Source organism: Bosea sp. 685 (genome assembly GCF_031884435.1).
Taxonomy (GTDB): Bacteria; Pseudomonadota; Alphaproteobacteria; order Rhizobiales; family Beijerinckiaceae; genus Allobosea.
This window is the reverse complement of sequence record NZ_CP134779.1, coordinates 4392897-4416965: the sequence shown is the minus strand read 5'-3', so window position 1 is coordinate 4416965 and position 24069 is coordinate 4392897. Positions and strand designations below refer to the sequence as shown.

At 66.8% G+C, this 24069-nt stretch carries 19 protein-coding genes; 12 read left to right on the top strand and 7 right to left on the bottom strand.

The window, feature by feature from the left end; genetic code table 11:
• Positions 1-19 precede the first annotated feature (19 nt).
• Complete coding sequence (locus RMR04_RS21770) at positions 20-640, top strand: TetR/AcrR family transcriptional regulator (protein ID WP_311910472.1); 621 nt, start codon at positions 20-22, stop codon at positions 638-640.
• Positions 641-663: 23 nt separating this feature from the next.
• Here RMR04_RS21770 and RMR04_RS21765 read toward each other — a convergent pair whose 3' ends face one another.
• Both RMR04_RS21765 and RMR04_RS21760 read right to left on the bottom strand, forming a co-directional pair.
• Positions 664-2085, bottom strand: a complete 1422-nt coding sequence (locus RMR04_RS21765; RefSeq protein ID WP_311910471.1) for an FAD-binding oxidoreductase — start codon at positions 2083-2085, stop codon at positions 664-666.
• Positions 2082-2876, bottom strand: coding sequence for a GNAT family N-acetyltransferase (locus RMR04_RS21760; RefSeq protein ID WP_311910470.1), 795 nt, complete (start codon positions 2874-2876; stop codon positions 2082-2084). The genes RMR04_RS21765 and RMR04_RS21760 overlap by 4 nt, the downstream gene beginning before the upstream one ends.
• A 453-nt stretch (positions 2877-3329) precedes the next feature.
• On the opposite strand from RMR04_RS21760, the gene RMR04_RS21755 reads away from it, so the two are divergent.
• The 4 genes from RMR04_RS21755 to RMR04_RS21740 all read left to right on the top strand — a co-directional run bounded on the left by RMR04_RS21755 (position 3330) and on the right by RMR04_RS21740 (position 7732).
• On the top strand, positions 3330-4358 hold the full coding sequence (locus RMR04_RS21755; protein ID WP_311910469.1) for an ABC transporter substrate-binding protein: 1029 nt from the start codon (positions 3330-3332) through the stop codon (positions 4356-4358).
• Positions 4359-4519: 161 nt separating this feature from the next.
• Positions 4520-5335, top strand: coding sequence for an ABC transporter ATP-binding protein (locus RMR04_RS21750; protein ID WP_311910468.1), 816 nt, complete (start codon positions 4520-4522; stop codon positions 5333-5335).
• A complete protein-coding gene (locus RMR04_RS21745) occupies positions 5332-6222 on the top strand; it encodes an ABC transporter permease (protein ID WP_311910466.1) in 891 nt (296 codons plus the stop codon). Before RMR04_RS21750 ends, RMR04_RS21745 begins: the two co-directional genes overlap by 4 nt.
• A 121-nt stretch (positions 6223-6343) precedes the next feature.
• Positions 6344-7732 (top strand): FAD-binding oxidoreductase, encoded by a 1389-nt coding sequence (locus tag RMR04_RS21740; RefSeq protein ID WP_311910465.1) that lies wholly within the window; start codon positions 6344-6346, stop codon positions 7730-7732.
• 160 nt (positions 7733-7892) lie between these two features.
• Here RMR04_RS21740 and RMR04_RS21735 read toward each other — a convergent pair whose 3' ends face one another.
• The gene (locus RMR04_RS21735) at positions 7893-8765 is read right to left on the bottom strand and encodes a hypothetical protein (protein ID WP_311910464.1); all 873 of its coding nucleotides are present in this window, start codon (positions 8763-8765) and stop codon (positions 7893-7895) included.
• Positions 8766-8886: 121 nt separating this feature from the next.
• On the opposite strand from RMR04_RS21735, the gene RMR04_RS21730 reads away from it, so the two are divergent.
• From RMR04_RS21730 to RMR04_RS21710, 5 genes are all read left to right on the top strand, one after another.
• Positions 8887-10125, top strand: coding sequence for an MFS transporter (locus RMR04_RS21730; RefSeq protein ID WP_311910463.1), 1239 nt, complete (start codon positions 8887-8889; stop codon positions 10123-10125).
• 4 nt (positions 10126-10129) lie between these two features.
• Positions 10130-11275 carry an MlaE family lipid ABC transporter permease subunit gene (locus RMR04_RS21725; RefSeq protein WP_311910462.1) on the top strand — a complete coding sequence of 382 codons (1146 nt, stop codon included), beginning with the start codon at positions 10130-10132 and terminating at the stop codon, positions 11273-11275.
• A gap of 61 nt (positions 11276-11336) precedes the next feature.
• Positions 11337-12152, top strand: a complete 816-nt coding sequence (locus tag RMR04_RS21720) for an ABC transporter ATP-binding protein (protein WP_311915904.1) — start codon at positions 11337-11339, stop codon at positions 12150-12152.
• 11 nt (positions 12153-12163) lie between these two features.
• Positions 12164-13306 (top strand): MlaD family protein, encoded by a 1143-nt coding sequence (locus RMR04_RS21715; RefSeq protein WP_311910461.1) that lies wholly within the window; start codon positions 12164-12166, stop codon positions 13304-13306.
• A 4-nt stretch (positions 13307-13310) separates the two neighbouring features.
• Positions 13311-13901, top strand: coding sequence for an ABC-type transport auxiliary lipoprotein family protein (locus RMR04_RS21710; protein WP_311910459.1), 591 nt, complete (start codon positions 13311-13313; stop codon positions 13899-13901).
• Positions 13902-14052: 151 nt separating this feature from the next.
• Here RMR04_RS21710 and RMR04_RS21705 read toward each other — a convergent pair whose 3' ends face one another.
• The 3 genes from RMR04_RS21705 to RMR04_RS21695 all read right to left on the bottom strand — a co-directional run bounded on the left by RMR04_RS21705 (position 14053) and on the right by RMR04_RS21695 (position 21557).
• Positions 14053-14610 carry a sugar O-acetyltransferase gene (locus RMR04_RS21705; protein WP_311910458.1) on the bottom strand — a complete coding sequence of 186 codons (558 nt, stop codon included), beginning with the start codon at positions 14608-14610 and terminating at the stop codon, positions 14053-14055.
• Positions 14611-14685: 75 nt separating this feature from the next.
• Positions 14686-15777, bottom strand: a complete 1092-nt coding sequence (locus RMR04_RS21700; protein ID WP_311910457.1) for a serine hydrolase domain-containing protein — start codon at positions 15775-15777, stop codon at positions 14686-14688.
• A 110-nt stretch (positions 15778-15887) separates the two neighbouring features.
• Positions 15888-21557 carry an apolipoprotein A-IV repeat region-like domain-containing protein gene (locus RMR04_RS21695; RefSeq protein WP_311910456.1) on the bottom strand — a complete coding sequence of 1890 codons (5670 nt, stop codon included), beginning with the start codon at positions 21555-21557 and terminating at the stop codon, positions 15888-15890.
• Between the two features lie 267 nt (positions 21558-21824).
• On the opposite strand from RMR04_RS21695, the gene RMR04_RS21690 reads away from it, so the two are divergent.
• Both RMR04_RS21690 and RMR04_RS21685 read left to right on the top strand, forming a co-directional pair.
• Complete coding sequence (locus RMR04_RS21690; protein ID WP_103719860.1) at positions 21825-22163, top strand: Hpt domain-containing protein; 339 nt, start codon at positions 21825-21827, stop codon at positions 22161-22163.
• A 216-nt stretch (positions 22164-22379) separates the two neighbouring features.
• Entirely contained in the window at positions 22380-22700 is a 321-nt protein-coding gene (locus tag RMR04_RS21685) for a 2Fe-2S iron-sulfur cluster-binding protein (RefSeq protein ID WP_311910455.1), read from the top strand.
• Between the two features lie 9 nt (positions 22701-22709).
• On the opposite strand, the gene RMR04_RS21680 is transcribed toward RMR04_RS21685, so the two are convergent.
• Positions 22710-23948 carry an MFS transporter gene (locus tag RMR04_RS21680; RefSeq protein ID WP_311910454.1) on the bottom strand — a complete coding sequence of 413 codons (1239 nt, stop codon included), beginning with the start codon at positions 23946-23948 and terminating at the stop codon, positions 22710-22712.
• Positions 23949-24069: the final 121 nt, after the last annotated feature.

Genomic DNA, 24069 nt, shown 5'->3' with positions numbered 1-24069 from the left:
GAAATTAAAGAGTTTTCCGATGCCTGATCAATCGCTCAGTGCGCCCCGGCGCAACACGCCCAAGCCAGGACTGCGCGAGCGCAAGAAGCTCCAGACCCGCGAAAGGCTGACGAATGCGGCCATGGCGCTGTTCCTGGAGAAGGGCTTCGAGGCGACGACGCTGGACGATATCGCCGCCGCGGCCGAGATGTCGCGCCGCAGCTTCTTCCACTATTTCGCCTCCAAGGAGGAGGTCGTCTTCGCCTGGAAGGATGCCTTCGGCGACGGGCTTGTGGCTGCGCTGGCGCAGCGGCCTCAAGCCGAGCCGCTGCTGCTGGCGGCGGAGCGGGCGCTGATCGCCAGCATCAGCGGCTATGAGCGCGAGGAGGCGATCGCCCTCTCCCGGCTGGTGAAGGAGACGCCGGCGCTGCGCGCCTATGATCAGGTCAAATACGAGAAGCTGGAACGTGTGCTGGCGGCGGCCCTGGCCGAACGCGCCGCTCCAGGCGGTGATCCGTTGCCGGCGCGGCTCGTCGCCATGGTGACGATCGGGGCGATGCGGGTCGCGAGCGATCTCTGGCTCGATCATGCCGGCGCCGAGCCGCCGGCGGATTATGCCAGGCGCATCTTCGCGGATTTGCGCAAGGTGATCTGCGGCTGAGCCGCGCCGTCACTGCCGCGCTGTCACTCGGCCGCTTCCGAGGCCTTCGCTTCCGAGCTCTTGGCCTCCCAGTCCAGCAGCTTGCCCGGGTTCATCAGCCCATAGGGGTCGGCGAGGCGCTTGAACTCCGGCTGTGGCGCGTCGGTGCGCTTCCAGCCGGCATTGTTCAAAACCCATGTATGCGGGTTCGAGGCCTGGATGCCGGCCTCCTCGGCCTGGCGCATGATCTCGTACAGGCGCTCTGCCGTGCTGAAGCGCACCAGTGGCAGGCTGGAATGATAGACCTTGCCCTGCCGGCGCTGGAACTCGATGTGGAAGATCACGTCGTCGCGGAACTGCTCTTCCGCCCAGTCCAACAGTTCAAGATTGCGGCCGGGCGGAAAGCGAAGCTGCAGATAGGTGATCGTCGGATCGAGCTTGAGCGCGTGCAGCGTGGTGTGGTTCCATGTGTATTCGTAGAGCGGGCCGGGCGCGCCTTTGTCCCGATGCTCGCCGAAGGCGGCAGCTCTTGCAGCCTGCGCCCCGCGCGCAAAGGTCACGGTCCCGCCCATCTCCACTATCAGCCGGTCGAGCTCGTCGCTCTGTGGCTCCGACACCATCAGGACGGCGAAGGCCTTGTTCTCGCCGAGATAGGGCCCGAGGCGCTTGAGATAGGGCGCGATTGCCGGGGCGTGGATGCTGACCAGCTTCTTGGCGATGCCGTCGCATTCGGTGAAGGCCTGGCCGAAGGCGGCGGCGGTCTTCAGGCTGTCGAAGGTCGCGATCCGCTCGGCCCAGGCATGGGCCGGCGCGAGCGGCACCTCGACCTCGGTGATGATGCCGTTGACGCCATAGGCGTGCATCACCTTGAGGATCTCCTTGCCCCGCAACTCGATCAGGCGCGGCTCGGGCTCGACCGTCATGACCTCGAGCGCGATCACCGCGCCGAGATTGTCGATCTGGCCCCATGTGCAGGAGCCGGCGCCGGCAGCGCCGCCCGCGACGAAGCCGCCCAGCGTCGCCTGCGCCCGGGTCGAGGGATGCATGCGCAGCTCCTGGCCGAGGGGAGCGAGCGCCTTGTCGATGTCGAGCAGGTTCGCGCCCGCCTCGAAGCGGCCGGCGCCGAGCGTGGTCGAGACGACGCGGTTGAGCCGGGTCAGGTTCATCACCACGCCGCCCTCCAGCGGCACGGCCTGGCCGTAATTGCCGGTGCCGCCGCCGCGCACCGTCAATGGCACGCGATGGCGCGCGCAGGCCGAGGCGATGCGGGCGACCTCAGCCTTGTCGCTGGGCAGGATGATCAGCTCGGCCTGCTTGCCCTCGAGATCGGGCTTCAGCACCGGCGAGAACCAGAAGAAGTCACGGCTATGCATGCGCAAGCTCGGCGCATCCTGATAGATTGTCAGATCGGCGAGTTCAGCGCGAAGCGCGGCGAGGGCAGGACGGATCATGGCGGTGCTGGTCATGGCAGATCCGGCGCGCTGAGATAGTGGGTGAGAGTGAGGTAGCGCCTCATGCCTAGGGTTTCCGCCAGCCGGATGGAAGCCGTGTTCTCCTCGGCGACCTGATAGCGCGCAACATGGCCGCGACGCTGCAATTCCGCCAGCGCCGTGTGGACGACGCGAGAGGCCAGGCCTTTGCCGCGCTCTTGCGGCTGCGTGTAGACGCCTCCAACCTCCCAGACCGGGCCGTCGATCTGGAAGGCGAAGCAGGCCGATAGCGACCTGGGACCGTTCCTGATCACACTGACGAAGGCGCGCCCGCTCTCGATGAGAGGGCCCAGCCACGCCGCGCTGTGGCCTTGCGCCGCCAACAGCTCGAACGGCGCCGCAGCGGTGGTCGTCTCGATGTCTGCGCCCGTATCGAGCGCGGGCATGATTGTCGCGGTATAGGACAGGAAGGCGGTGCGCCGTTCCAGGGGAAATTCCTCCGCGACGACAAGGCGATCGGCCTCGTTCGCCAGCTTGAAGACCAGGGTCTCCCGCCGCGGCACGAAAGCCAGCAGGTCCCGCGTGAGTTCGGGGCGGTTACTGGCAATGAGGGCCGACGCGCTGGCTGCCGGATAGGTCTCGCGATCGAAATCGCTGAAGCGGTGGTCGAGCAGCAGCAATGTCGCCGCATCATCGCCCCGGACGATCTGATGCACGGTCGCGCCCTCCGGAGAGGCGAGCAGAAACTTCAGGAGGACGACGTTGTCGAGGGGCGCCCGCCGGAGCACCGCGAGCACCGTATCCGAGATGGCCTGTTCGCAGCGCATTGCGCCAGCCTAGGGCATCGGCCCGAAAAGTGGGAACCGGTTTTCGGGGCAAGCCGATGCAGGATATTGACGGCCTTGAGCGCTGAGCGCTGGCGTTATTCTCCGCCGTCATTCCGGGACATGGCCCTCGGGTCCGATCTTCGATCGGCCCAAGGGTAAACTCCGCCATGGGCCCGGAACCCAGAACCGATGCGCGTCCTCGTGAAGCGGATCGGCTGCCTGTGCCTTCCCAAGCAGCGGCATCGGTTCTGGGTTCCGGGCTCAGGTCTGCGGCCTGCCCCGGAATGACGGCGTGCAGCGCGGTGTTTCTGCTTGCGGCCTGGGCAATTGCACGTTCTCTGTGCGCAAGAGCGTCATGCCGCATTTCCAGCCAGCGGTGCTGCATGGCATGTATGTTGCTGGCCCGCGATCACGGCGCAATTGCGCAAAAGCCTTGTCCAGGAGGTCTCCAGCATGATGATGAAGTATCGCATCAACCGGCGCGCGGCGCTGGGCCTCATCGGCGGCTCGGCCGCCTCCGTCCTAGTGCCGGTGCCCGGCAGCAAGGTCAGCGCCCAGACCCTCGACAAGGTCTCCTACCAGACCAATTGGCGCGCCCAGGCCGAGCATGGCGGCTTCTATCTCGCCGTCACCAACGGCATCTACAAGAAATACGGCATCGACGCCGACATCCGCCCCGGCGGACCGCAGCAGAACCCTTCGCAGCTCCTGCTCGGCGGCCGTGTCGACATGATCATGTCGAACTCCTTCGAGGCGATCCGCTACGCCCAGGAGAACATCCCCTTCCTCTGCATCGCCTCGATCTTCCAGAAGGACCCGCAGGTCCTGATCTCGCATCCCGGCCAGGGCAATGACTCGCTGGCTGCGCTGAAGGGCAAGCCGATCCTGGTCGGCGCTGCCGGGCGCACCAGCTACTGGCCCTTCCTGAAGGCGAAGTTCGGCTACACCGACGAGCAGATCAGGCCCTACACCTTCAACATGGCGCCCTTCCTGGCCGACAAGACCATCTCGCAGCAGGGCTTCCTGTCGTCCGAGCCCTTCGCCATCCAGAAGGGCGGGGTGAATCCGGTGGTGCATCTCATCGCCGATGCCGGCTTCGAGAATTACAACACCACGATCAACATCTCGCAGAAGATGGCCGCAGAGAAGAAGGACCTGGTCCAGCGCTTCGTCACCGCCTCGCTGGAGGGCTGGGCCGAGTACATGAAGGCCGGGCCGAGCGCGGCCGCGGCCAACGCCCAGATCCTGAAGGACAATCCCGACATGGATCAGGAGAAGATCGACTACGCCGTCAAGGTCATGAACGAGAAGGGCATCGTGCTCTCCGGCGACGCGCTGACGCTGGGCATCGGCGCCATGACCGATGCGCGTTGGGCGAGCTTCTACAAGACGATGACGGAGGCTGGCGTCTTCCCGGCCGGCGTCGATATCAAGAAGGCCTATAGCCTGGAGTTCGTGAACAAGGGCGTGGGCAAGGCGTGAGGCGTTCGGCGGCCGCCTCCTCGCCGTCATCCCGGACAAGCCGCGAAGCGGCGCAGATCCGGGATCCATCGTAGAGTGCGGCGCCCTTCGATGGATCCCGGGGCAAGCCCGGGATGACGTCGCACTCGTTGTGACTGTCACAGACAACGGATCATCAGGCTTTGGACACAGCCTATCTGAGCACACCCCATGCCGTCCGCAGCAGCGAGGCCAAGCCGCTCGTCTGCGTGCGCCATGTCTCCAAACAATTCGCCAACGGCACGCTCGCCGTACGCGACGTCAACCTGCATCTGGGTGCCGGCGAGTTCATCAGCCTGCTCGGCCCCTCCGGCTGCGGGAAATCAACCCTGCTGCGCATGATCGCCGGGCTGGGCGCCCCTTCGGCCGGCACGATCGAATGGCCCACGACCAGCCATGACGCCTCGGGCGAGCCTGAGCGCGATCTCGGTTTCGTCTTCCAGGACCCGACCTTGATGCCCTGGGCGACCGCGCTCGGCAACGTCATGATGCCCTTGACGCTGAAGGGCGTCCGCAAGCGCGAGGCGCAAGAGCGTGCCGCCGAGATGCTGGCGCTGGTCGGGCTCAAGGGCTTTGAGAAATCCTATCCGCGCGAGCTCTCCGGCGGCATGAGGATGCGCGTCTCGATCGCGCGCGGGCTCGTGCTGCGGCCAAAGATCCTGCTGATGGACGAGCCTTTCGCGGCGCTCGACGAGATCACCCGCCACCGCCTCAATGACGATCTGCTCGAGCTCTGGTGGAAAGAAAAATTCACCGCCGTCTTCGTCACCCATTCGGTCTTCGAGTCGGTCTATCTTTCCAAGCGCATCGTGGTGATGGCGGCGCGGCCCGGCCGGGTGATGGCCGATCTCGATGTCGATGCGCCCTATCCGCGCGACGATCTCTTCCGCACCTCGCCGGAATACGCCCATCTCTGCCGCGTCGTCTCCGGCAAGCTCAAGGAGGCGATCGGCTCATGAGCGCGCCATCCTTCGAGACAGCCCTGCCACCTCCCGCCCATGACGGCACTGACGCTGAAGCCCGCCCCGTCTTCGCGACGGAGCCCCGCATCCTCGGTCTGCCGGCCAGCGCCTGGCCGCGCCTCCTGGCGCCGATCGTCATCGGTGTCCTGGCGCTCGGCCTGTGGGAGTTCCTGGTCCGTTACAAGGAGATCCCGCCCTATGTCCTGCCCGGGCCGCTCTTGATCGGCCAGACGCTGGTCGCCGATTGGGGCACGCTTTCGGGCTCGCTCTGGATCACGCTGCGCATCACCTTCATGGCGCTGGCGGCGGCCGTCATTGTCGGCGTTGCGCTGGCTGTGCTGTTCACCCAGTCGAAATGGCTGGAGATGTCGCTTCTGCCCTATGCGGTGATCCTGCAGGTGACGCCGATCGTGGCGATCGCGCCGCTGATCATCATCTGGGCCGGAGACATCAACCTCTCGCTCCTGATCTGCGCCTGGATCGTCGCCTTCTTCCCGATCCTGTCGAACACCATCCTCGGGCTGAATTCGGCCGACCACAACCTGATCAACCTGTTCCAGCTCTATGGCGCGACGCGCTGGCAGACATTGCGCCATCTCAGATTGCCGGCCGCGCTGCCCTATTTCCTCGCCGGCTTGAAGATCTCGGGCGGGCTCGCACTGATCGGGGCGGTCGTCGCCGAATTCGTCGCCGGCACGGGCGGCAGCTCGTCGGGCCTCGCCTACCGCATTCTGGAGGCGGGCTATCAGCTCAAGATCCCGCGCGTTTTTGCCGCCCTGATCATGATCTCGCTGTCGGGGATAGCGATCTTCCTCGCAACGAGCTGGATCTCGCATCTCCTGCTGCGGCGCTGGCATGAAAGCGCGCTGAAACGGGAGAATTGAAGCACGTCATGCTCGGGCTTGGCCCGAGCATCTCGGAAACCAGCCATCTCGTCATGAGATTCTCGGGCCAAGCCCGAGAATGACGGGCAATGAGAATGACGTGTAACGCGGAGAGACGATCATGAGCGCTGCTCCGGACCGCAGGCCGAAGGCCCCGCAGCCCTCGCGCTATGACATCGCCGGGCTGAAGGCCGATCTCGACGGCGTGCCCTTGATCGACGAGCCGCAGGTGGTGCGCAAGCGCTCGCGCGACTTCTTCTGGTATTCGCCGATCCTGAACCAGGAACTGGCCGACAAATCCGCCGACATCATCGCCTGCCCGCGCGATGAGGACGAGGTGGTGCGGGTCGCCGCGGCTTGCGTGAAGCGGCGCATCCCGCTGACGGTCCGTGCCGCCGGCACTGGCAATTACGGCCAGGCGGTGCCGCTCGAAGGCGGCGTTCTGCTCGACATCACCGCGCTGAGCGGCATCGCCTGGCAAAAGCCCGGCGTGGTCAGGGTCGCTGCCGGCTCGCGCCTGCTCGACATCGACATGGCGACGCGCGAGGCGGGTTTCGAATTGCGCATGCACCCCTCGACCAAGCGCTCGGCCACGATCGGCGGGTTCGTTGCCGGCGGCTCGGGCGGCGTCGGCTCGGTCACCTATGGCGGCCTGCGCGAGCCCGGCAACATCCTGGCCGCGCGTATCGTCACGATGGAGGCGCAGCCGCGCATCCTCGAACTGCGCGATGACGCGGCCCAGAAGGTCAACCGCGCCTATGGCACGACCGGCATCATCACGGCGCTCGAAATGCCGCTGGCTCCGGCCTGGCCCTGGATCGACGTCATCGTCGCCTTCGACGACTATATGGAGGCCTTCCAGGCCGGTTACGAAGTCGCGCTCGCCGACGGCGTGGTCAAGAAGCTGGTGACGCCGATCTCATGGCCGATCCCGGCGACGTTCGGAGCGCTGAAGCAGCATTGTCCTGAAGGCAAGAGCCTCCTGATCTGCATGATCGCCGAGGCCTCGCTCGGGCCGTTCAAGGCGATCATCGGCCAGCGCGGCGCGGTGACCTATGAGGCGCCCTCGGAGGAGGGGCCGGGCACGGTCCCGCTCTACGAATACACCTGGAACCACACCACGCTGCAATGGCTGAAGGGCGACCGCTCGATCACCTATCTGCAATGCATGTTCCCGCATGACCGGCTGCTCGAGAGCGCGGCTGAGATGATCACGCGCTTTCCCGACGAGGTTCTGGCGCATCACGAATTCATCCGCTTCGGCGGGCGCATGACCGCGAGCGCCTTGCCGATCCTGCGCTATTCGACGCCCGAGCGCCTGAACGAGATCATCGCCCTGCATGAGGCGGCGGGCGTGATGATCGCCAATCCGCATGTGGTCTCGCTCGAGGCCGGCAGCCGGCACAAGCGCGCCGATGCGGACCAGCTCGGCTTCAAGCGCGAGGTCGATCCGCTCGGCCTGCTCAACCCCGGCAAGATGGCGAGCTATGTCGCCGCGGGAGCGGTTTAGAGCCCGTTTGGAAACTCCAGCCCTCATCCTGAGGAGCCGCGTAAGCGGCGTCTCGAAGGGTGCTCCAGCTTGCACGGGTGCCTCCTGGAGCATCCTTCGAGACGCGCTCCTGCGGAGCGCTCCTCAGGATGAGGGCTCAGAAGATTTCCAAACGCGTGAACTACGCGAAGTAGGCGAGCTTCTTGTCGGCGCGCAGCGCGTCGATCTCGCGCAGATCGGCTTCCGAGGTGGCCGGGGGGGCGACGGGAGCTGGAGGCGGCGCCTCGCTGGGGACGTCGATATATTCGAAGTCGACATCGTCGTGGATGAGCGAGCTCGCCTGGTGCTTGAGCTCGGTCGTCGGCCGCGCGGAGACCTTGCGCGGCGCGGTCACGGCTGAGGTCGGAGCCTCGTCGATCTCGATGATCTCGACGTCGTCATAAGCGCCGAGCGGCGCTGCGTCCCGCAGGCTGAGCCCGCGCGCCGGTTGGAACTGCCCTGCGTCGCCCTCATCCTGCGCGCTCTCGCAGAACGCCCGCAGGCTGCTGTCGAGCATCGCGATCGTATCGGCGATCTTGCCGATCTGCTGGGCCGTGCCGTCGATGCTGGTGGTCGCTGCGTTGATCTCGGTGGCGCGCCGGTCGAGCATGTCGCAGAGGGCCTCGTCCGCGCCGGCCTCGCGCAGGCCCCAGGCCGCCTCCTGGATGCTCTCGACCGCGGCAGCGATGGTGCCGGAGGCGCCCTCGATGCGCGCTGCCAGGCCCGATGACGGCTCCTGGTTGCGTCCGCTGATCCGTTCGAGGTCGAGCCTGAGATCGGTGATCAGCGCGGCGGCCTCGCGCAGGCTGGGCTCGGGCGGCGAGGGCTGGGCACTGACACCGACGACGCGCTCGATCCGGCCGATGGCGGTGAGCAGCTGGGCAGTATCGGCTTGACGGTTGCGTTTGGCGAATTCGGCCATGAACCAGCGCCCGCGCGCCGTCTCCATGACGGCGGCCGCGATGGCCTCGTAGTCGGTTTCGCTCAGCGGCGTTAGCGAACGCGCCTCAACCATGACCAACCTGCTCGTGAAGGACTGGCCGAATCGCCATTCGTCAGTCGAAATGCACCATCTCCAACCGTGCCTCCGTATTGCTTAAGGAAGTGCTGCCGGCGCCATGCGATCGGGCTTGAAAATGGCGCTGCTTCCGCAGGGTGGGATCGGGCCCCGACTGTCGCTGATGCATGCGCTGAATTTCCTCGGCGTCGGCATCTACATGCCGTTCTTTCCGATCTGGCTTGCCTCCAGAGGGCTCGGCGATGTCGCCATCAGCGTCGTTCTCACGATTCCGATCCTGATGCGCGTCGTCGCTACGTCATGGGTCACGGGGCTCGCCGACAGCCGCCTTTCGCCGGCCCTGCTGCTGGCTGCGCTCAATGGGCTGGCGGCGCTGCTCTATCTCGCCTTGCTGCCGGCGTATGGCATCTGGCTGATCGGCCTGACCATGGCGCTCAACGCCGCCGCCATCTCCGGCGTCGTGCCCTTGGCCGATGTGCTGACGACGGCGCAGATCAAGGCGGGTGCCGCGATCGACTATGGCCGCGTCAGGCTGTGGGGGTCGGTCAGCTTTTTCGCGGCGAACCTGCTCGGCGGCTACCTGATAGCCCGGCTTGGCGCCGGCATCATTCCGCTCGCCTTGGCGGCGAGCACGGGCCTGGCGGCGCTTGCGGCGCTCGCCGCCCCCGCGCCGCCGGCGCACGTCAGGCCGGCGCAACAGGCGAACCCCGTTCCGGTTGGTTTCAGCCCGGCCTTCCGGCTGGCGCTGGTCGCCATCGCCTGCGTGAACGCGACACATGCCGCGCTCTATGCCTTCGGCTCGCTGCACTGGCGCAGCTTGGGTTTCAGCGACACCGCCATTGGCGGGCTCTGGGCCGTGAGCGTCGTGGCGGAGGTGGCGTTGTTCTTGTTCGCCGGCGGCATCGTCGCGCGGGGCACGGCTGGCTTCGCCTGGATCGCGGCGGGTGCTGTCGCCGCCATCATCCGATTCGGCGCCATGGCACTCGATCCCGGGCTCGGCGTCACGCTGCTGCTGCAATTGCTGCATGGCCTGACCTTCGGTTGCGCTCATCTCGGCGCGCTGGCGGTCCTCTCCGCATTGGCGCCCGAGGGGCGGCGCGCCGCCGCCCAGGGCGGGCTCGTGGCGTTGAGCGCACTGGCCAGCGCCGCGATGACGATTCTGTCGGGCTATCTCTACCAGCGCCATGGTTCGCTGGCGTTTCTCGCCATGGTTCCGCTGGCGCTCGTCGGTCTCCTCCTGCTCCTGCTTGCAAAGCGCAATCTGCCCGGCGATACAGGCAGCAGGGGCACAACAAGATCGACCGGACGGGCGCTGCGGGCGGGTCGCGAGACCGCTCCGGCGAAGGGTTTGACTTAAAGACATGGCGAGCCTCGACACCGCCGAACCGCAAGCCGTCTTCCGCGACGATGCCGGCACGCTTGCCGTCGCGCTGGCGGGCTCGTGGAGCGCTGACCGCGCGCCGCGGGTCGAAGCGCTGATCGCGGAGATCGGCGGACGCATCACTAAGGGCGCGTCGTCCCGGCTCGATCTCTCGGCCGTGACGCGGCTCGACACGATGGGCGCCTATGTCCTCAACCGGCTGAAACTGCAGCAGGAGGCCAAGGGCGCGGCCGTCGACATCGTCAGCGACCGGCCCGAACATGGGATCCTGCTCGCCGAGGTGACGGTCAGGGATCACGCGGTGCCGGCGCATCCCGGCCATTTCGGCGTCGTCAGCGTGCTGGTCGACATCGGCGCGGCGGTCGTCAGCTTCGGACGCGACATGGTCGGCGGTGCGATGTTCCTCGGCGAGGTCGTGGTCGGCTCGATCGGCGTCGTGCTCGGCCCGCGCAAGTTCCGGGGCCCCTCGCTGGTCAACCAGATCGAGCTGATCGCCTTCAACGGCGCGCCGATCATCATGCTGATCTCGTTCCTGGTCGGTTGCATCGTCGCTCAGCAGGGCATTTTCCAGCTCCAGCAATTCGGCGCGACCGTCTTCGTGGTGAACCTGACCGGCATCCTGATCCTGCGCGAACTCTCTGTGCTGCTGACCTCGATCATGATCGCCGGCCGTTCGGGCTCGGCTTTCACCGCCGAGATCGGCTCGATGAAGATGCGCGAGGAGATCGATGCGCTACGCGTGATGGGGCTCGATCCGATCGAAGTCCTCGTCGTGCCGCGCATCCTGGCGCTGATCATCTCGCTGCCGATCCTGACCTTTCTCTCGTCGATGTCGGGTTTGACCGGCGCGGCGCTCGTCACATGGCTCTATGGCGGCATCGGCATCGATACCTTCCTGGCCCGGTTGCAATCGGTCATCACCTGGAAGCATTTCGCGGTCGGCCTCATCAAGGCCCCTTTCATGGCTTTCGTCATCGGCCTGATCGCCTCGATCGAGGGCCTGGCGGTCCAGGGCTCGGCCGAGTCGCTCGGCCGGCAGGTCACGGCCTCGGTGGTGAAGGCGATCTTCATGGTCATCGTCGTCGACGGTCTCTTCGCCATGTTTTTTGCATCAATCGCGTTTTGAGGATCGTAACCCGGCCATGAAATCGCCCATGAGCGAGCAATCGGCCGAGCCAGGCGAGCGGATGCGCGCGAGGGACGCGACGCCTGACGGCGGGACGGAGGTCGACGCCCCGGAGGCCATCCGCGTGCGTGATCTCAAGGTCGCCTTCGGCGACAAGGTGATCATGGACGGTCTCGACCTCGACGTGATGCGCGGCGAGATCCTGGGTTTCGTCGGCGGGTCGGGCCAGGGCAAATCGGTCCTGACGCGCACCATACTGGGCCTGGTGCGCAAGTCCCGCGGCACGATCGAGGTGCTGGGGGACGATGTCGATAAGCTCGACCTGGTGCAGCGCCGCGCGCTGGAGCGCCGCTTCGGCGTGATGTTCCAGCATGGCGCCCTGTTCTCGGCCTTGAGCGTCAAGCAGAACATCCAGGTGCCGATGCGCGAATATCTCAAGCTGTCGCCGGCCCTGCTCGACGAGCTGGCGATGGTGAAGCTCGATCTCGTCGGCCTGAAGCCCGACGCCGCCGACAAGGCGCCCTCCGAGCTCTCCGGCGGCATGATCAAGCGCGCCGCGCTGGCGCGGGCGCTGGCACTCGATCCGGAGATCGTCTTTTTGGACGAGCCGACATCGGGGCTCGATCCGATTGGCGCCGCCGAGTTCGACGAGCTGATCGTGACGCTGAAGCAGACTTTGGGGCTGACCGTCTTCATGGTAACCCACGATCTCGACAGCCTCTATTCCGCTTGCGACCGAATCGCGGCGCTCGCGGACAAACGGGTCGTCGCGGTCGGCACGCTTGCGACCATGCTTGCGTCGGATCACCCTTGGGTGAAGGCCTATTTTGGTGGTGAGCGGGCGAGGGCGCGTCTGCCGGCGGGTATGCGGGGATGAAGCGCTAGACAATGGAATCGCGGGCAAATTACGCGCTGGTCGGGCTGTTCACGCTGGCGGTTCTCGCCGCGGCGTTCGGCTTCATCTACTGGTTCAACAGCGGCGGCGCCGGCCGGCGGCAGGATGTGCGCGTCATTTTCAGCGGCACGGTGACCGGACTCGGGCGCGGCTCCAGCGTGCTCTTCAACGGCCTGCGGGTCGGCGAGGTGACGCGAATCGAATTGCTGCCGGATGATCCGCGCCGCATCTATGCGGTGATCCAGGTCGACAACACGACGCCGCTGCGCGTCGACACCCGCGCACGCATCGAGGCGCAGGGCCTTGCCGGCGTCGTCGCGGTTCAGTTGCTCGGCGGCGAGCCGAACTCCCCCATCCTGCAGGCGCAGCCCGGCCAGCAATTGCCGACCATCATCGCCGAGCGCTCGGAGTTCCAGGACATCCTCGAGACCGTCCGCACCATCGCCAAGCGCGCCGACGAGGTGCTCGGCAGCGTCGAGGGGCTGGTCAAGGACAATGCCGGCTCGATCAGCAACACCGTCCGGAATGTCGAGCGTTTCTCGGCCGCGCTCGGCGACAATTCCGATGGCGTCGACAAGCTGATGAAGAGCTTTGGCCAGATCGCCGAGACGATCTCGCCGCTGGCCCTGAAGCTCGGCACGCTGAGCGAGGAACTCACCCAGATCGTGCGCTCGGTCGACCAGAAGAAGGTCACCAGCATCGTCGACAATGTCGACAAGTTCACCGCGGCGCTCGGCGGTTCCAGCGGCGATGTCGGCAAGGCGGTCAAGGACGTCGCCTCGATCACCGAAAAGCTGAACAAGGCGGCAGATCAGGTCGAGGGCGTGCTCAAGAGTGCGCAGTCCTTCCTGAACACGGCCGCCGGGCCCGACGGCAAGAGCGCCTTCACCGATGTCGGCGAAGCGGCTCGGTCGATCCGTGTCCTGGCCGATAATCTCGACAAGCGCACCGCCGAGATCACCGCCGGCATAAGCCGCTTCACCGGTCCGGGCCTGCGCGACATCGAGTCCCTCGCCAGTGACGGCAAGCGCACGCTGACCGATATCAACCGGACGCTGCGCAATATCGAGCGCAATCCGCAGCAATTCATCTTCGGCAGCAAGCCGTCGCTTCCTCAATATGGTGGGTCACGCTAGCCTCATGATGATGTCGAACCCGCTTGCGCGCCTAGCTCTTCCGACGACGCTGCTCGCCGCCTTGCTGATGCTGGCCGGCTGCGGCGGTGGGTCCGCGCCGACGACCTATGATCTCTCGGCGCCCCGCGATGTCGGCCGGGTCGGCGGCTCGCGCGCCGCGCTTGTCGTCGCCGAGCCGACGACGGTCCAGACCCTCGATTCCGACCGGGTGATCGTCAAGGACTCCTCCGGCGCGCTGTCCTTCGCCGGCGGCGCGCAATGGGCCGATCGCGTGCCGAAGCTGGTGCAGACGCGTCTGGTCCAGACCTTCGAGAATGGCGGCCGGCTCGCCTCCGTCGCGCGGCCAGGCGAGCGCATCGTGCCCGACACGCAGCTCAACACCGATATCCGCAGCTTCAACATCGACACCGCGAGCGGAGCGGCGGTCGTCGAGATCACCGCCAAGCTCGTGGGGGACCGCTCCGGCAAGGTCCAGCGCGCGCGCCTGTTCACGGCCCGCGTGCCGGCCACTGCGGGCGATGGCGGCGCAGCCGCGCAGGCGCTCGACAGGGCGCTGTCGCAGGTGCTGATCGAGATCGTGCGCTGGGCGCGGTGAAGGGCTCGGCCGGCCGCCAGCCGTGATGATTGCGCTTTCGCACGAACGCGACGTGTTTGAGCGCCAAGCGACGACCTGCAAGCGACAACCTGATCGGGCTTGCCGGCGCTGAAGGCCCGCGGGGCCGCTTTCCGCTCATTGCCGATATTCCTCACTCGGCAATCGAGCGAATGACCCGTGCCGGATTGCCTGCGACAAGGGTGTTTGGCGGGACATCCTTGGTAACGACCGAGCCTGCCGCCACAACCGAATTCTCCCCCACGGTTACGCCGCCGATAATCGTTGCGCCGGCGGCGATCCAGACATTTCTCCCGATGGCGATGGGCTTTGCGACGACGAAGGAACGCCGCCGGGAGGGCTCGATCGGGTGCCCGGACGTGATGATGCTGACGCCCGGCCCGATCATGACATCGTCGGCGATGTCGAGTCCGCCAAGGTCATAGAAGGTGCAATTCTGATTGATGAAAACGTTGCGCCCGACGCGGGTGCCAGTTCCACCGGTCGCATAGAACGGCGGCACCAAGACAAAGCTGTCGTCCACGGTCTTGCCGATGAGCTCGCTGAACAGCGCTCGGATCTGGTCTGCATCGTTGAATGTCAAACGATTGAGAGCCGCGGTGATGGCCATCGCTCGTTTGACTTCCGCGGACATGGCCGCTGATTCCGCCGTTCTCCTGGGAATGGTCCTGGTACGATCGTCATTCGCCATTCGTCATTTTCCTCCGGGGCGGTTGAGCGAGCGTTCGAAGCGCGCCGGATGCGCTGATCCCCGCGCGTCAGGGCGTCACCTGCGCGTCGCGTTGGGATCGCGCCCCGGATCACCGGCGTGCGCTGCGGTCAGAAGCAACCACATCAAATGGCCCATCTGCCGCTCATTGACCTTGGCCGTATCGGTCTGGTGGACGACGACGAGGTCGTTCACGGGGTCGATGATGATGAACTGTCCATAGTTCCCATCGGCCCAGAAGCCACCGGGAGACAGATTCATGATCGCGACGCGCCGGTTTGGGAAACCGGTCCACCACATATAGCCGTAGCCGGACTGAAGATAAGTTTCCGACGAGGCGGTCGTGCTCTCCGTGACCCATGATGGCGAGACCAGGGCTTTGTCGCGCCAGCGCCCGGAACGCAGATAGAGCAGGCCGAACCGCGCCAGATCCCGCGCGCTCATATGGAACGGGTAGGCGGGATGCAGCGAAACCTCGCCTCTGACGTAGTGACCGTCGCGCGGCCGGTAATCCTGCATGCCGACGGGATTGCCGATGCGCTGCTGGAACATCTCGAAGATCGACGCGCCGACAGCGCGTTCGTAGATCGTCCCAAGAACATTGAAGTCCCAGTTGTTATAGTACCAGAACGTGCCTGGAGGATGGCTTCCTCGAACGGGGCGGCGCGCGACCTGGCTCGGCATCTCGACGAGGGCGGGCCGGTAGACGCCCGACCGGGACTGCAGCAACTGTCGAACCGTCGCCTGTTTCTCGGCCTCGGTGAGGGCGGGCGGAACATCATCGATGCCAAGCGAGCCCAGCGTGGCGTCGAGCTCGATCTTGCCCTCCGCCACGGCAATGCCGATCAGGGCGCTCAGAAGGCTCTTGCGCACCGAGTACAATTGCAGCCGGCGGCCGATATCGCCCCAGCTATCGACGATGCGGCCATGCTGCACGACGATGAAGCTCGCCGTGCCGATGGACTGTGAGTAGGCCCGGGCCTGGGCCAGGATGTCTGTGTCCCACCCCGCCTGCTCGGGCGGTGTCCGATCCCACTCGCCCCCGGGCCAGTCATCGACATGGGGCAACGGCGCGGCGCGAAGCGGAGAGCCTCGTAGTGTCAGACAGGCGAGGGGCAGTGCCAGAAGGCTGCGGCGATTGACTGACACGAGACCGTTCTCCAGCAAGTTCGTCCAATAGGCCGCGAACGCGACGCCGCGCTCAGACGAAAAAGGCCGCCCCCTGGGGCGGCCTTTGGTTTTCGTCCGTCCGCTTGCGCTTACTCGAAGCGCCCGCTGGCATGGGCCAGCATCGTGTAGACCTTGCCGGTCTCGGAGGTCAGGTAGGTCTTGGCCACCATCGAGTCGCGGTCGTCCTTGGCCGCCTCGCCGAGCAGGCGCTCGAACTCGTCGATATAGCGGTCGACCGTTTCCTTGAACTCCGTGTCGCGGCGGTATTTGCGCCGGATCTCGTCGAAGGTCTGCTGGCCCTGCAGCGTGTAGAGCCGGCGCGTGAAGACGTTGCGCTCGCCGCGCTTGTAGCGGTCCCACAACTCGACGGCCGCTTCATGGTCGATCATCCGGGCGATGTCGACGGAGAGCGAATCGAGCTTCTCGATCGAATGCGCGGTCGGCTTGCTGGCCTCGCTGGGCTGCTCCTCGCGCGAAGCGCGGTTGAGCAGGTCGGAGAGCCAGCCCGCCTTCGCTGGCGGCTGCACCTCTGGCTGCGGCGCGGGGCTGCGTCGCGGCGCCTCCTCGGCCGGGGCGGGCCGGGGCGCCGGTGTCGGCTTGGGAGCCTCGACCCGCACTTCGGTTCGGGCGGGCTGCTGGGGCGCCGCGTCGAAGGAGGGCCGCAATTGCGGCGGCTCGCTGATTGTGGGCAGGCGCGCCTGCGTCACGGTCGTATAGGCCGGCGCCGTCACCGTCTGCACGGGGGCGGTGCGACGGGCTGGAGCCTCGGTGGGGAGGGTGACGTCGTTGCGGCGGCCCGATTTGGTGACGATCTCGGTCAGCTCGTTCAGCGCCTTGATCTGCTCGGAGACGACGCGGCGCATGGCGGCGGTCGATTCCTGCGTCTCGCGCGGCAGGTCCAGCACGCCGCGCGAGAGCTCGGCGCGCGTCGCTTCCAGTTCGCGCTTGATGTCGGCTGTGACGGAGCGCATGTCCTGGGCCGCGCCCTGGAAGCGTTCGGTCACCTTGGCGAGCTCGCCGCCGACCTCGTTGGTGACCTGCTCATAGGCCGAGCGCAGCGCATGGGCGGTCCGTTCGCGCTCCTTGCCGGTCGTGGCGCGGATCAGCTCGAATTGCTGCGTCAGCGCCGTGGTCGTGGCTTCGGCCGAGTCGCTCAGCACGCCGCCGATCTGGCGCGCACGCGCTTCAGCCGAGCTCAGCGAATCGTCGATCAGGGCGGCAAAGGAGCGCGTGATCGATTCCACGTCGTCGGTGCGGGTGGCAATCAGCCCGTGCAGCTCCTCCAGCGTGTCCTTGCGGTCGGAGAGGGCCTTGCCGACGCGGGCCTCGACCTGCTCCAGCCGCGTCGCGACGGCATGAAGCGCGGCTGCGCTCGCCTGCGTCGCCTCGGTCAGCGAAGCGCCCTTGTCGTCGAGCTGGCCGACGAGCGCAGTGGTTTGCCGAAGCGTGCCCTCGGAGAAGGTCTTCAGCTCCGAGACCTGGGCCGCGACCTGCTCGGAAGCGCGCCCGGTTTCCTCCATCACGGTGGCGACGACGCTCTGCAATTCGCCGACGCGAGCCGAGAGGCTGCCCTCGACGGCGCCGAGGTTCTTGTTCGCCCCGGTCACGATCTGCTGCATCAGCTTGTTGGCCTCGCCGAGGCGTCCCAGCATGCCGCCGAGTTCGTCGCGCAGTTGCTCGTTGGTGCTGACGAGCGTGTCGACTGACAGGCGCGTGCCCGATTCCAGCGTCTCGCGCAGGCCATTGGACGAGGCGTCGAGCGCGCTCGTGATCTCGGCGCCGCGATCGCGCAGCCCCTCGATGATCGAGGTGCCGCGGCTCTCGATGGCGCGCACCACGGTCTGGCCGACACTGGCGACTTCGCCGGCGATGGCCTCGCCGCGCTGGCTCAGCGCGCCGAGCATGCCGCCGCCGGTCTCGTCGAACATGACGCGCAATTCGTCGGCGCGGGTGCCGAGCGCGACCGTGATCGCGTCCGACTTGCTCTGCAGCGTGTCGGCGAATTCGCGGCTGCGGACGTCGAGCGTGCCCGAGACCGTGTCGAGCCGGTTGACGACCCGCTCCTCGAAGCGCGCGACGCTTTGGTCGAGCGTATCGGCGATCTGCAGGGCGCGGCCGCCCAGCGTCGCATTGATCGCGTCGGCCTTGTCGCTGAGCGTGCGTGTCAGCGACTCGCTCTTGGAGGTCACGACCTCGCCGATCTCGTCGGCTTTGGCCGCAAGCGCGCGGGTGACCTCGCGGCCGCCTTCGGCGAGCACGCGTGCGATATCGACGGTGCGCTCGACCAGGGCCTCGTTGAGCGCGGTCGCCCGCGAGCCGAGATTGCCGTCGATCCGCGCGATCAGCCCGTCGAGCGACTGCCCGATCTCGGCGCTCTTGGCGCTGGAGCGTTCCTCGAAGACCCGGATCTGGAGTTCCATCGCCTGGGCGGCCTCGGTCGTCCGCGCCGCCAGGAGCTCGGAGGCCTCGTTGGAACGTGCCCCGACCTTGTCGGCGAGCGCCTGGCCTTCATGGGTGAGCAGGCGCTCGACCTGGGCGAGGCGCGTCGTCACGGTGTCGGTGAAGCCGCGGGCATTGTCGGCAAGCCTCGAGGCAAGCGCGCCGCCCTGGTTGAGCACGATGTCCTCGAAGGCTGCGAGCCGTGCGCCGAGACCGTCCGTGATCTCGCGGCCCTGCGCGTCGAAGAGCTGGATCAGCGCGTCATGCTTGCCGGCGAGCGCCTCGTTGAGCGCCTGCGAGCGGCTCTCGACCGAACGCAGCATCGATTCGGCGTTGGCGGCGAGCGCCTCGTTGACGCGGCCGCCCTGCTGCGTGAGCGCCAGCACGATCTCGCGGCCGGTGCCGGCGAGCAGGGTCCGGGCGTCCTCGGCATGGATGGTGAAGGTGTCGCGCAGGCCTTGCGTGGCCTCGGTGACGCGCTCGGCGACATGGCGACCATCGACATTGATGGTCTCGGTCAGGGCGCGGGTGGCGTCCGTCATGCGCCGGGCCAGATCCTCGCTCTGCTCGCCGAGCAGGCCGTGGACCTCGCGGCCGGTCGAGACGAGATCGCGGACCATCGCCTCGCGCTGCTCGCCCAGGAGCGCGCCGACCTGGTCGCCGGTCTCGCCCAGCCGGGTGAGGAAGCCGCTCTGCTGCTCGTCGAGCGCGGCGCGGGCGCCGTCGGTCGCCAGCTTGACCCGTTCAGTCAACGCCGTCGCCTGCTCGTCGAGCTGGCGGTTCACGGAATCGCCGGTCTCGCCGAGCCTGGTGATCAGGGCGCTGCTGCGCTCAGTCAGCACGCCATGCACGGAGCGCCCGACATCGGTGATGCGCATCACCAGGGCCTGGCTCTCATTGCCGAGCAGATCCTTGATTTCGAGCCCGGCCTGCGAAACCTTGACGGTCATCGCGCCGGCCTGCTCGTCGAGCAGCGCGCTGACGCGCGAGCCGGTCTCCGACAGGCCCGAGATCAGGGCGGCGCTCTGCGTGCCGATCAGGCCGTGAAGCTGCTCGCCCGCCTGGCCGAGACGCTCGACCAGCGCATCGCCATGCTTGCCGACGAGGACGTCGATCTCCTGCGTGGCCTGTCCGAGCCGCGAGACGAGGGATTGGGTGCGCGCCTCGAGCAGGCTGTCGACATCCTGTCCCGCCCCGGACACGCGCGACACCAGCGCCTCGCTGCGGCTGTCGAGCAGCCTGACGGTCTCGCCGCCAGCGTTGGAGACGCGCGTGACGAGGGCGTCGCTCTGCTCGTTCATCAGCGCGACGACATCCTTGCCCGCGCCCGACACAAGCGAGACCAGGGCTTCGCTTTGAGCCGCGAGCAGCCCCCGCACCTCCTGGCCCGCACCGGTGACGCGCGAGACCAGGGTTTCGCTATGGCCATCGAGCAGCTTGACGGCCTCATTGCCGGCGCCCGAAACGCGCGAGACCAGCTTGTCCGCCTGGTCGTCGAGCAGCGCGTGGACGGTCTCGCCGGTTTCCGCCAGGCGCGTCACCAGGCTGCCGCCCTGTTCGGTGAAGAGCCCGTGGACCGAGGCGCCGACCTCGGTGATGCGCGAGGTCAGATCCTGGCCGTGGCGGCTGACGGTATCGCCGATCGACTTTCCGGCCTCGTCGACGCGCAGGATGATGGCGTCGCTGCGCTCGCGCAGCACGTCGTCGACCGTCCGCGCCGTCTCGTTCAGGCGTGTCACCAGGGTCTCGCCCTGGGTACCGATCAGGCTGTTCACGCTCTCGCCGATCTCGAGCAGGCGCGAGGCGATATGTTCGTTCTGGCGGCTGAGCAGGCCGTGGACGCCGCGTCCGACCTCGGCAAGACGCGTCGTGACGCTTTCGCCTTCCTCGGAGAGCGAGGCGCGCAGGGTTTCGCCGGTTTCCGCGAGCTTGGCGCCGAGCGCCTCGCTATGCCCCTCGATCAGCGCGATCATGCCGCGGCTGGAGGTTTCGAAGCGCTCGGCGACATCGGCGCCGCGGGTCGAGATTTCTTTGGCGAGGCCTTCGCCGGTGAGGCGCAGCGTCTCGTTGACGGTCTCGGCGCGCTGGGCCAGCGAATCGGCGACCTGCGTGCCGGTCTCGCTGATGGCGCGGGTCACGTCCTTGGCGCCCGTGGTCAGGCCCTCGGTGAGGATGGCGCCGGTGCGTTCCAGCGAGGTCGCGATCTCCTGGGCGCGGCCGTCGAGCAGCGTCGACAGGTTGTCGCTGGCTCCCGCCAGCCGCTCGCTGACTTCGCCGGAGGTGATCTGCAGGCGCTCGACAAGGTCGTTGCCGCGGCCGCTGATCTCGTCGACCATGCGTTCGCCGGCGCGTCCCAGCGCCAGCGTGATCTGGTCGCCCTTTTCGCCGAGCGAGCCGGTGACTCTGTCGCCGGCCTGGGTGACGGCCTCGGCGATGACGCGGCTGGCGTTGTCGAGGTCCTTGGACAGGCTCTCATGGGCGCCGCTGATGGCGAATTTCACACGCTCGGCATTGCCGACGACCGCTTCGCGCTGCGTCACGAGTTCGTCGATCAGCGAGCGCAGCCGGATCTCGTTATCGGCATAGGCGCGCTCCAGCGTGGCGATCTCGCCGCGCACGATCGTCTCCAGCTCGCCGGCGCGCGCCACCGCGCGCTCGATGCCGTCACCCATCGCGGCGACTTCGCGGCGGATGGTCTGGCTGAGCGAGAGGATGGAATCGGCGCCGACGATCTCGGGTTCGGCGAGCCGCAGGGCGACTTCGGTCATGGCGCGCGAGACGAGGCGCATCTCCTGGGTGCGCCGGTAGAGCGCTGCCAGGACGAAAAAGAAGATCACGGGCGCGCCGGCAAAGAGCGCCAGCAGCGTCCACTCGCCGATACCGAAGGCGGTGAGACGCTCGGAGAGGCCGTTGGAGAGGGTGCCGTAGCGGCTGACCAGCAGGAAGAAGGCGCCGCCGAGCCAGCCGAGCGAGGCGAGCGCAGCAAACCAGTAGGGACGCAAGGAGGGGCGGGCGGAGAAGGCCTGGACCAGCGAGCTCGAATCGCGCCGGTCGTCATTGGCGACGCGGCTCGTATCGGGCGCGATCAGCGGGCGCTGCGTCGATTGCGGCGGGGGCGCAGCCTGCTGCGGCTGGACGGGCGCAGCCGTTTCGACGCGGGGAAGCTCGATCTTCAAATCGGTGTCGGCGGTCATGGGCAGCTTGGGCTCGGCTGCCGTGCCGGTCTCGGCGTCGTCCTTCGGCTGGTCCAGCCGCAGCGCCTCTTCGATCGCCGACATCGCGGCTTCGGTCGGGTCTTGGAGCTTTTTTTGCCGGGTCATGCTTGCCGCCTCGCTACGCCACTGCCGATGGGCGCCCGCTCGTGCCTTCGCCGCGATCGCGAGCCGCCTCTGGCTCTCTCGCTACGGAAGGACACTGCGCCCATCATTTACCAGTTGTGAAGGGTAGTGGACGCACCTGGTGATGGGAACCCATTTGAGTGGCTGATTCACAAACGTCGTTAACGCCTCGTTCACCATGATGGCGCTTGTTTGCAGCTAGAACCGCCGCATCCGCGGCTCTCCGAACGTCATCGCCTCGAGCCTGAAATGCCCCAGACCGCCATCGACCTCGCTCATCTCGCCCGCCAGACCGGCGGCGACCATGCGTTGGAGCGCGAGCTTCTCGCCCTCTTCGCGCAGCAATGCGTCCGCCATCTGCGCACCATCCATGCCGGCGCCGACGCCCAGACCCGGATGGACGCAGCCCATACCCTGAAGGGCGCGGCCCGCGCCATCGGAGCCTGGCAGGTCGCCGATGCGGCCGACGCGATCGAGCAGCATCTGGCCGAACCGGATTCGCGCCGGACGGAAACCGCGATGGACGCCCTGGCCCTGGCCGCCGCCGAGGCGCGCGCCGCGATCTCACGGCTCGACTGCGCGGCCTGAGCGGCATCAACTCCTGAGTAACGCCAGAGCCGTTTCCGATCCGATTGGGTCGTTCAACCGCTCTGGTTTTTACTCTAACGCGTTTTCTTCACGCGAACCGGTGCCCACTTCGCTCGAAAACGCTCCGGCCCCTTTCCGCTCCTGTTGGAAAAGTCCTTTCCTCGACTATTGGAAATGCTCTAAGCGGAGCGCGTCATTCGCCCGCTGGAGTTCATGATGCCCAAGATCACCTTCATCGACGCTCAAGGGGAAAGCCGGACCGTCGAGGGCGAGACCGGTTCCACCGTGATGGAAGTCGCCGTGCGCAACGGCATTCCCGGCATCGAGGCCGAATGCGGCGGCGCCTGCGCCTGCGCCACCTGCCATGTCTATGTCGATGACGCCTGGGCCACCAAGACCGGCCATCCGGAGTCGATGGAGGAGGACATGCTCGATTTCGCCTTCGACGTGCGCCCGACCTCGCGGCTGTCCTGCCAGATCAGGGTCAAGGACGATCTCGACGGCTTGATCGTGCGGACGCCGGCCCGGCAGGGCTGACTCTTTCGCTCATTCCGCGGCGACGGGAACGGCCTGCGTCATCGTGGTTTCGTTGCCAGGCGCTGGATGGCGCGGCACGAGGAAGGCGAGCGAGAGCGACACGGTCGCGACGCCTGCGCCGATGATGAAGACGATTGCCGGGTCGTAGATCCAGATCAGCCCGAAGGTCACCGGCAGGAAGACCGCTGCGATGTGGTTGATGGTGAAGGCGACCGCCGAAGTCGGCGCGATGTCGGCGGGATCGGCGATCTTCTGGAAATAGGTGCGCTGGGCCAGCATCAGCGTGGTGAAGATGCCGTCGATGACGAAGAGCGAGCCGGCGACGATATAACCCAGTTCGGCGAAATGCCCGCGGCTCGCCAGCGCATAGCCGACGAAGACCGCGACCAGCGAGACGTTCTCCATCTGGATCGTGGCGCGCTCGCCAACCCGCCCGACGAGCTTGCCGAGCATCGGCCCCATGAAGGTGTTGATGCCATAGGTCGCCAGCAGCAGCGTCGCCGTGGCCGAGACGTCGTAGCCGAAGCGCTCGACCAACAGGAAGCCACCGAACGCCATGAAGATCTGCCGGCGCGCGCCCGACATGAAGGTCAGCGCATAGTAGAGCCAGTAGCGCTTGCGCAGCACGAAGCCCTTGTTCTGCGGAATCGTGCCCTGAAAGCGCGGAAACAGCAGCCAGACCACCAACGCCAACGTCGCCGTGGCGAGGCCCGCGACCATGAAGACGACGACATAGCCCGGCTGGAAAACCCGCCAGACCACGGCGATCGACCCGAAGGCGAGGAGCTGTGCCATCGCGGACGCGCCGGCGACCTTGCCGAGCAGCCGCGGCGCTTCTGCTTTCGGCAGGAGCTGGAGCTGCAGCGATTGCTGCGAGGTCTCGTAATAGTGGAAGCCGAGCGACATCACGGTCGTGGTCAGCAGCAGCCCGCCCAGCGTCGGATAGAAGCCTGTGATGGCGATGCCGATGCCGAGCGTCACCAGGCTGAGATAGGCCAGCATCTGCTCGCGCATGATCCAGAACAGGATGATGGCGGTGAAGGCGAGGAAGCCCGGAATCTCGCGCACCGACTGCAGGATGCCGATATCCTGGCCGGTGAAGCCGGCGGCTTCCTTGGAGAAATTATTGATCAGGGCGTTCCAGCTGGCAAAACCGAGCCAGTTCACGAAGGCCAACACCATCAGGAAGACGGTCGGGGATTGCAGGAGCGTCCTGAAGCCGCGCGGGGCGGAAGGGGCGTCGATCATCGGACGGCCTGGCAAGAGGAACAGCCTAGTAGAGGAACAGCCTCTAGCGTGCCGCGGTACTCTTAAGGCCGGGCGCGGGAGCGTCAATTCCGTTCCGTCATGGCGCCCATGCACATGCGTG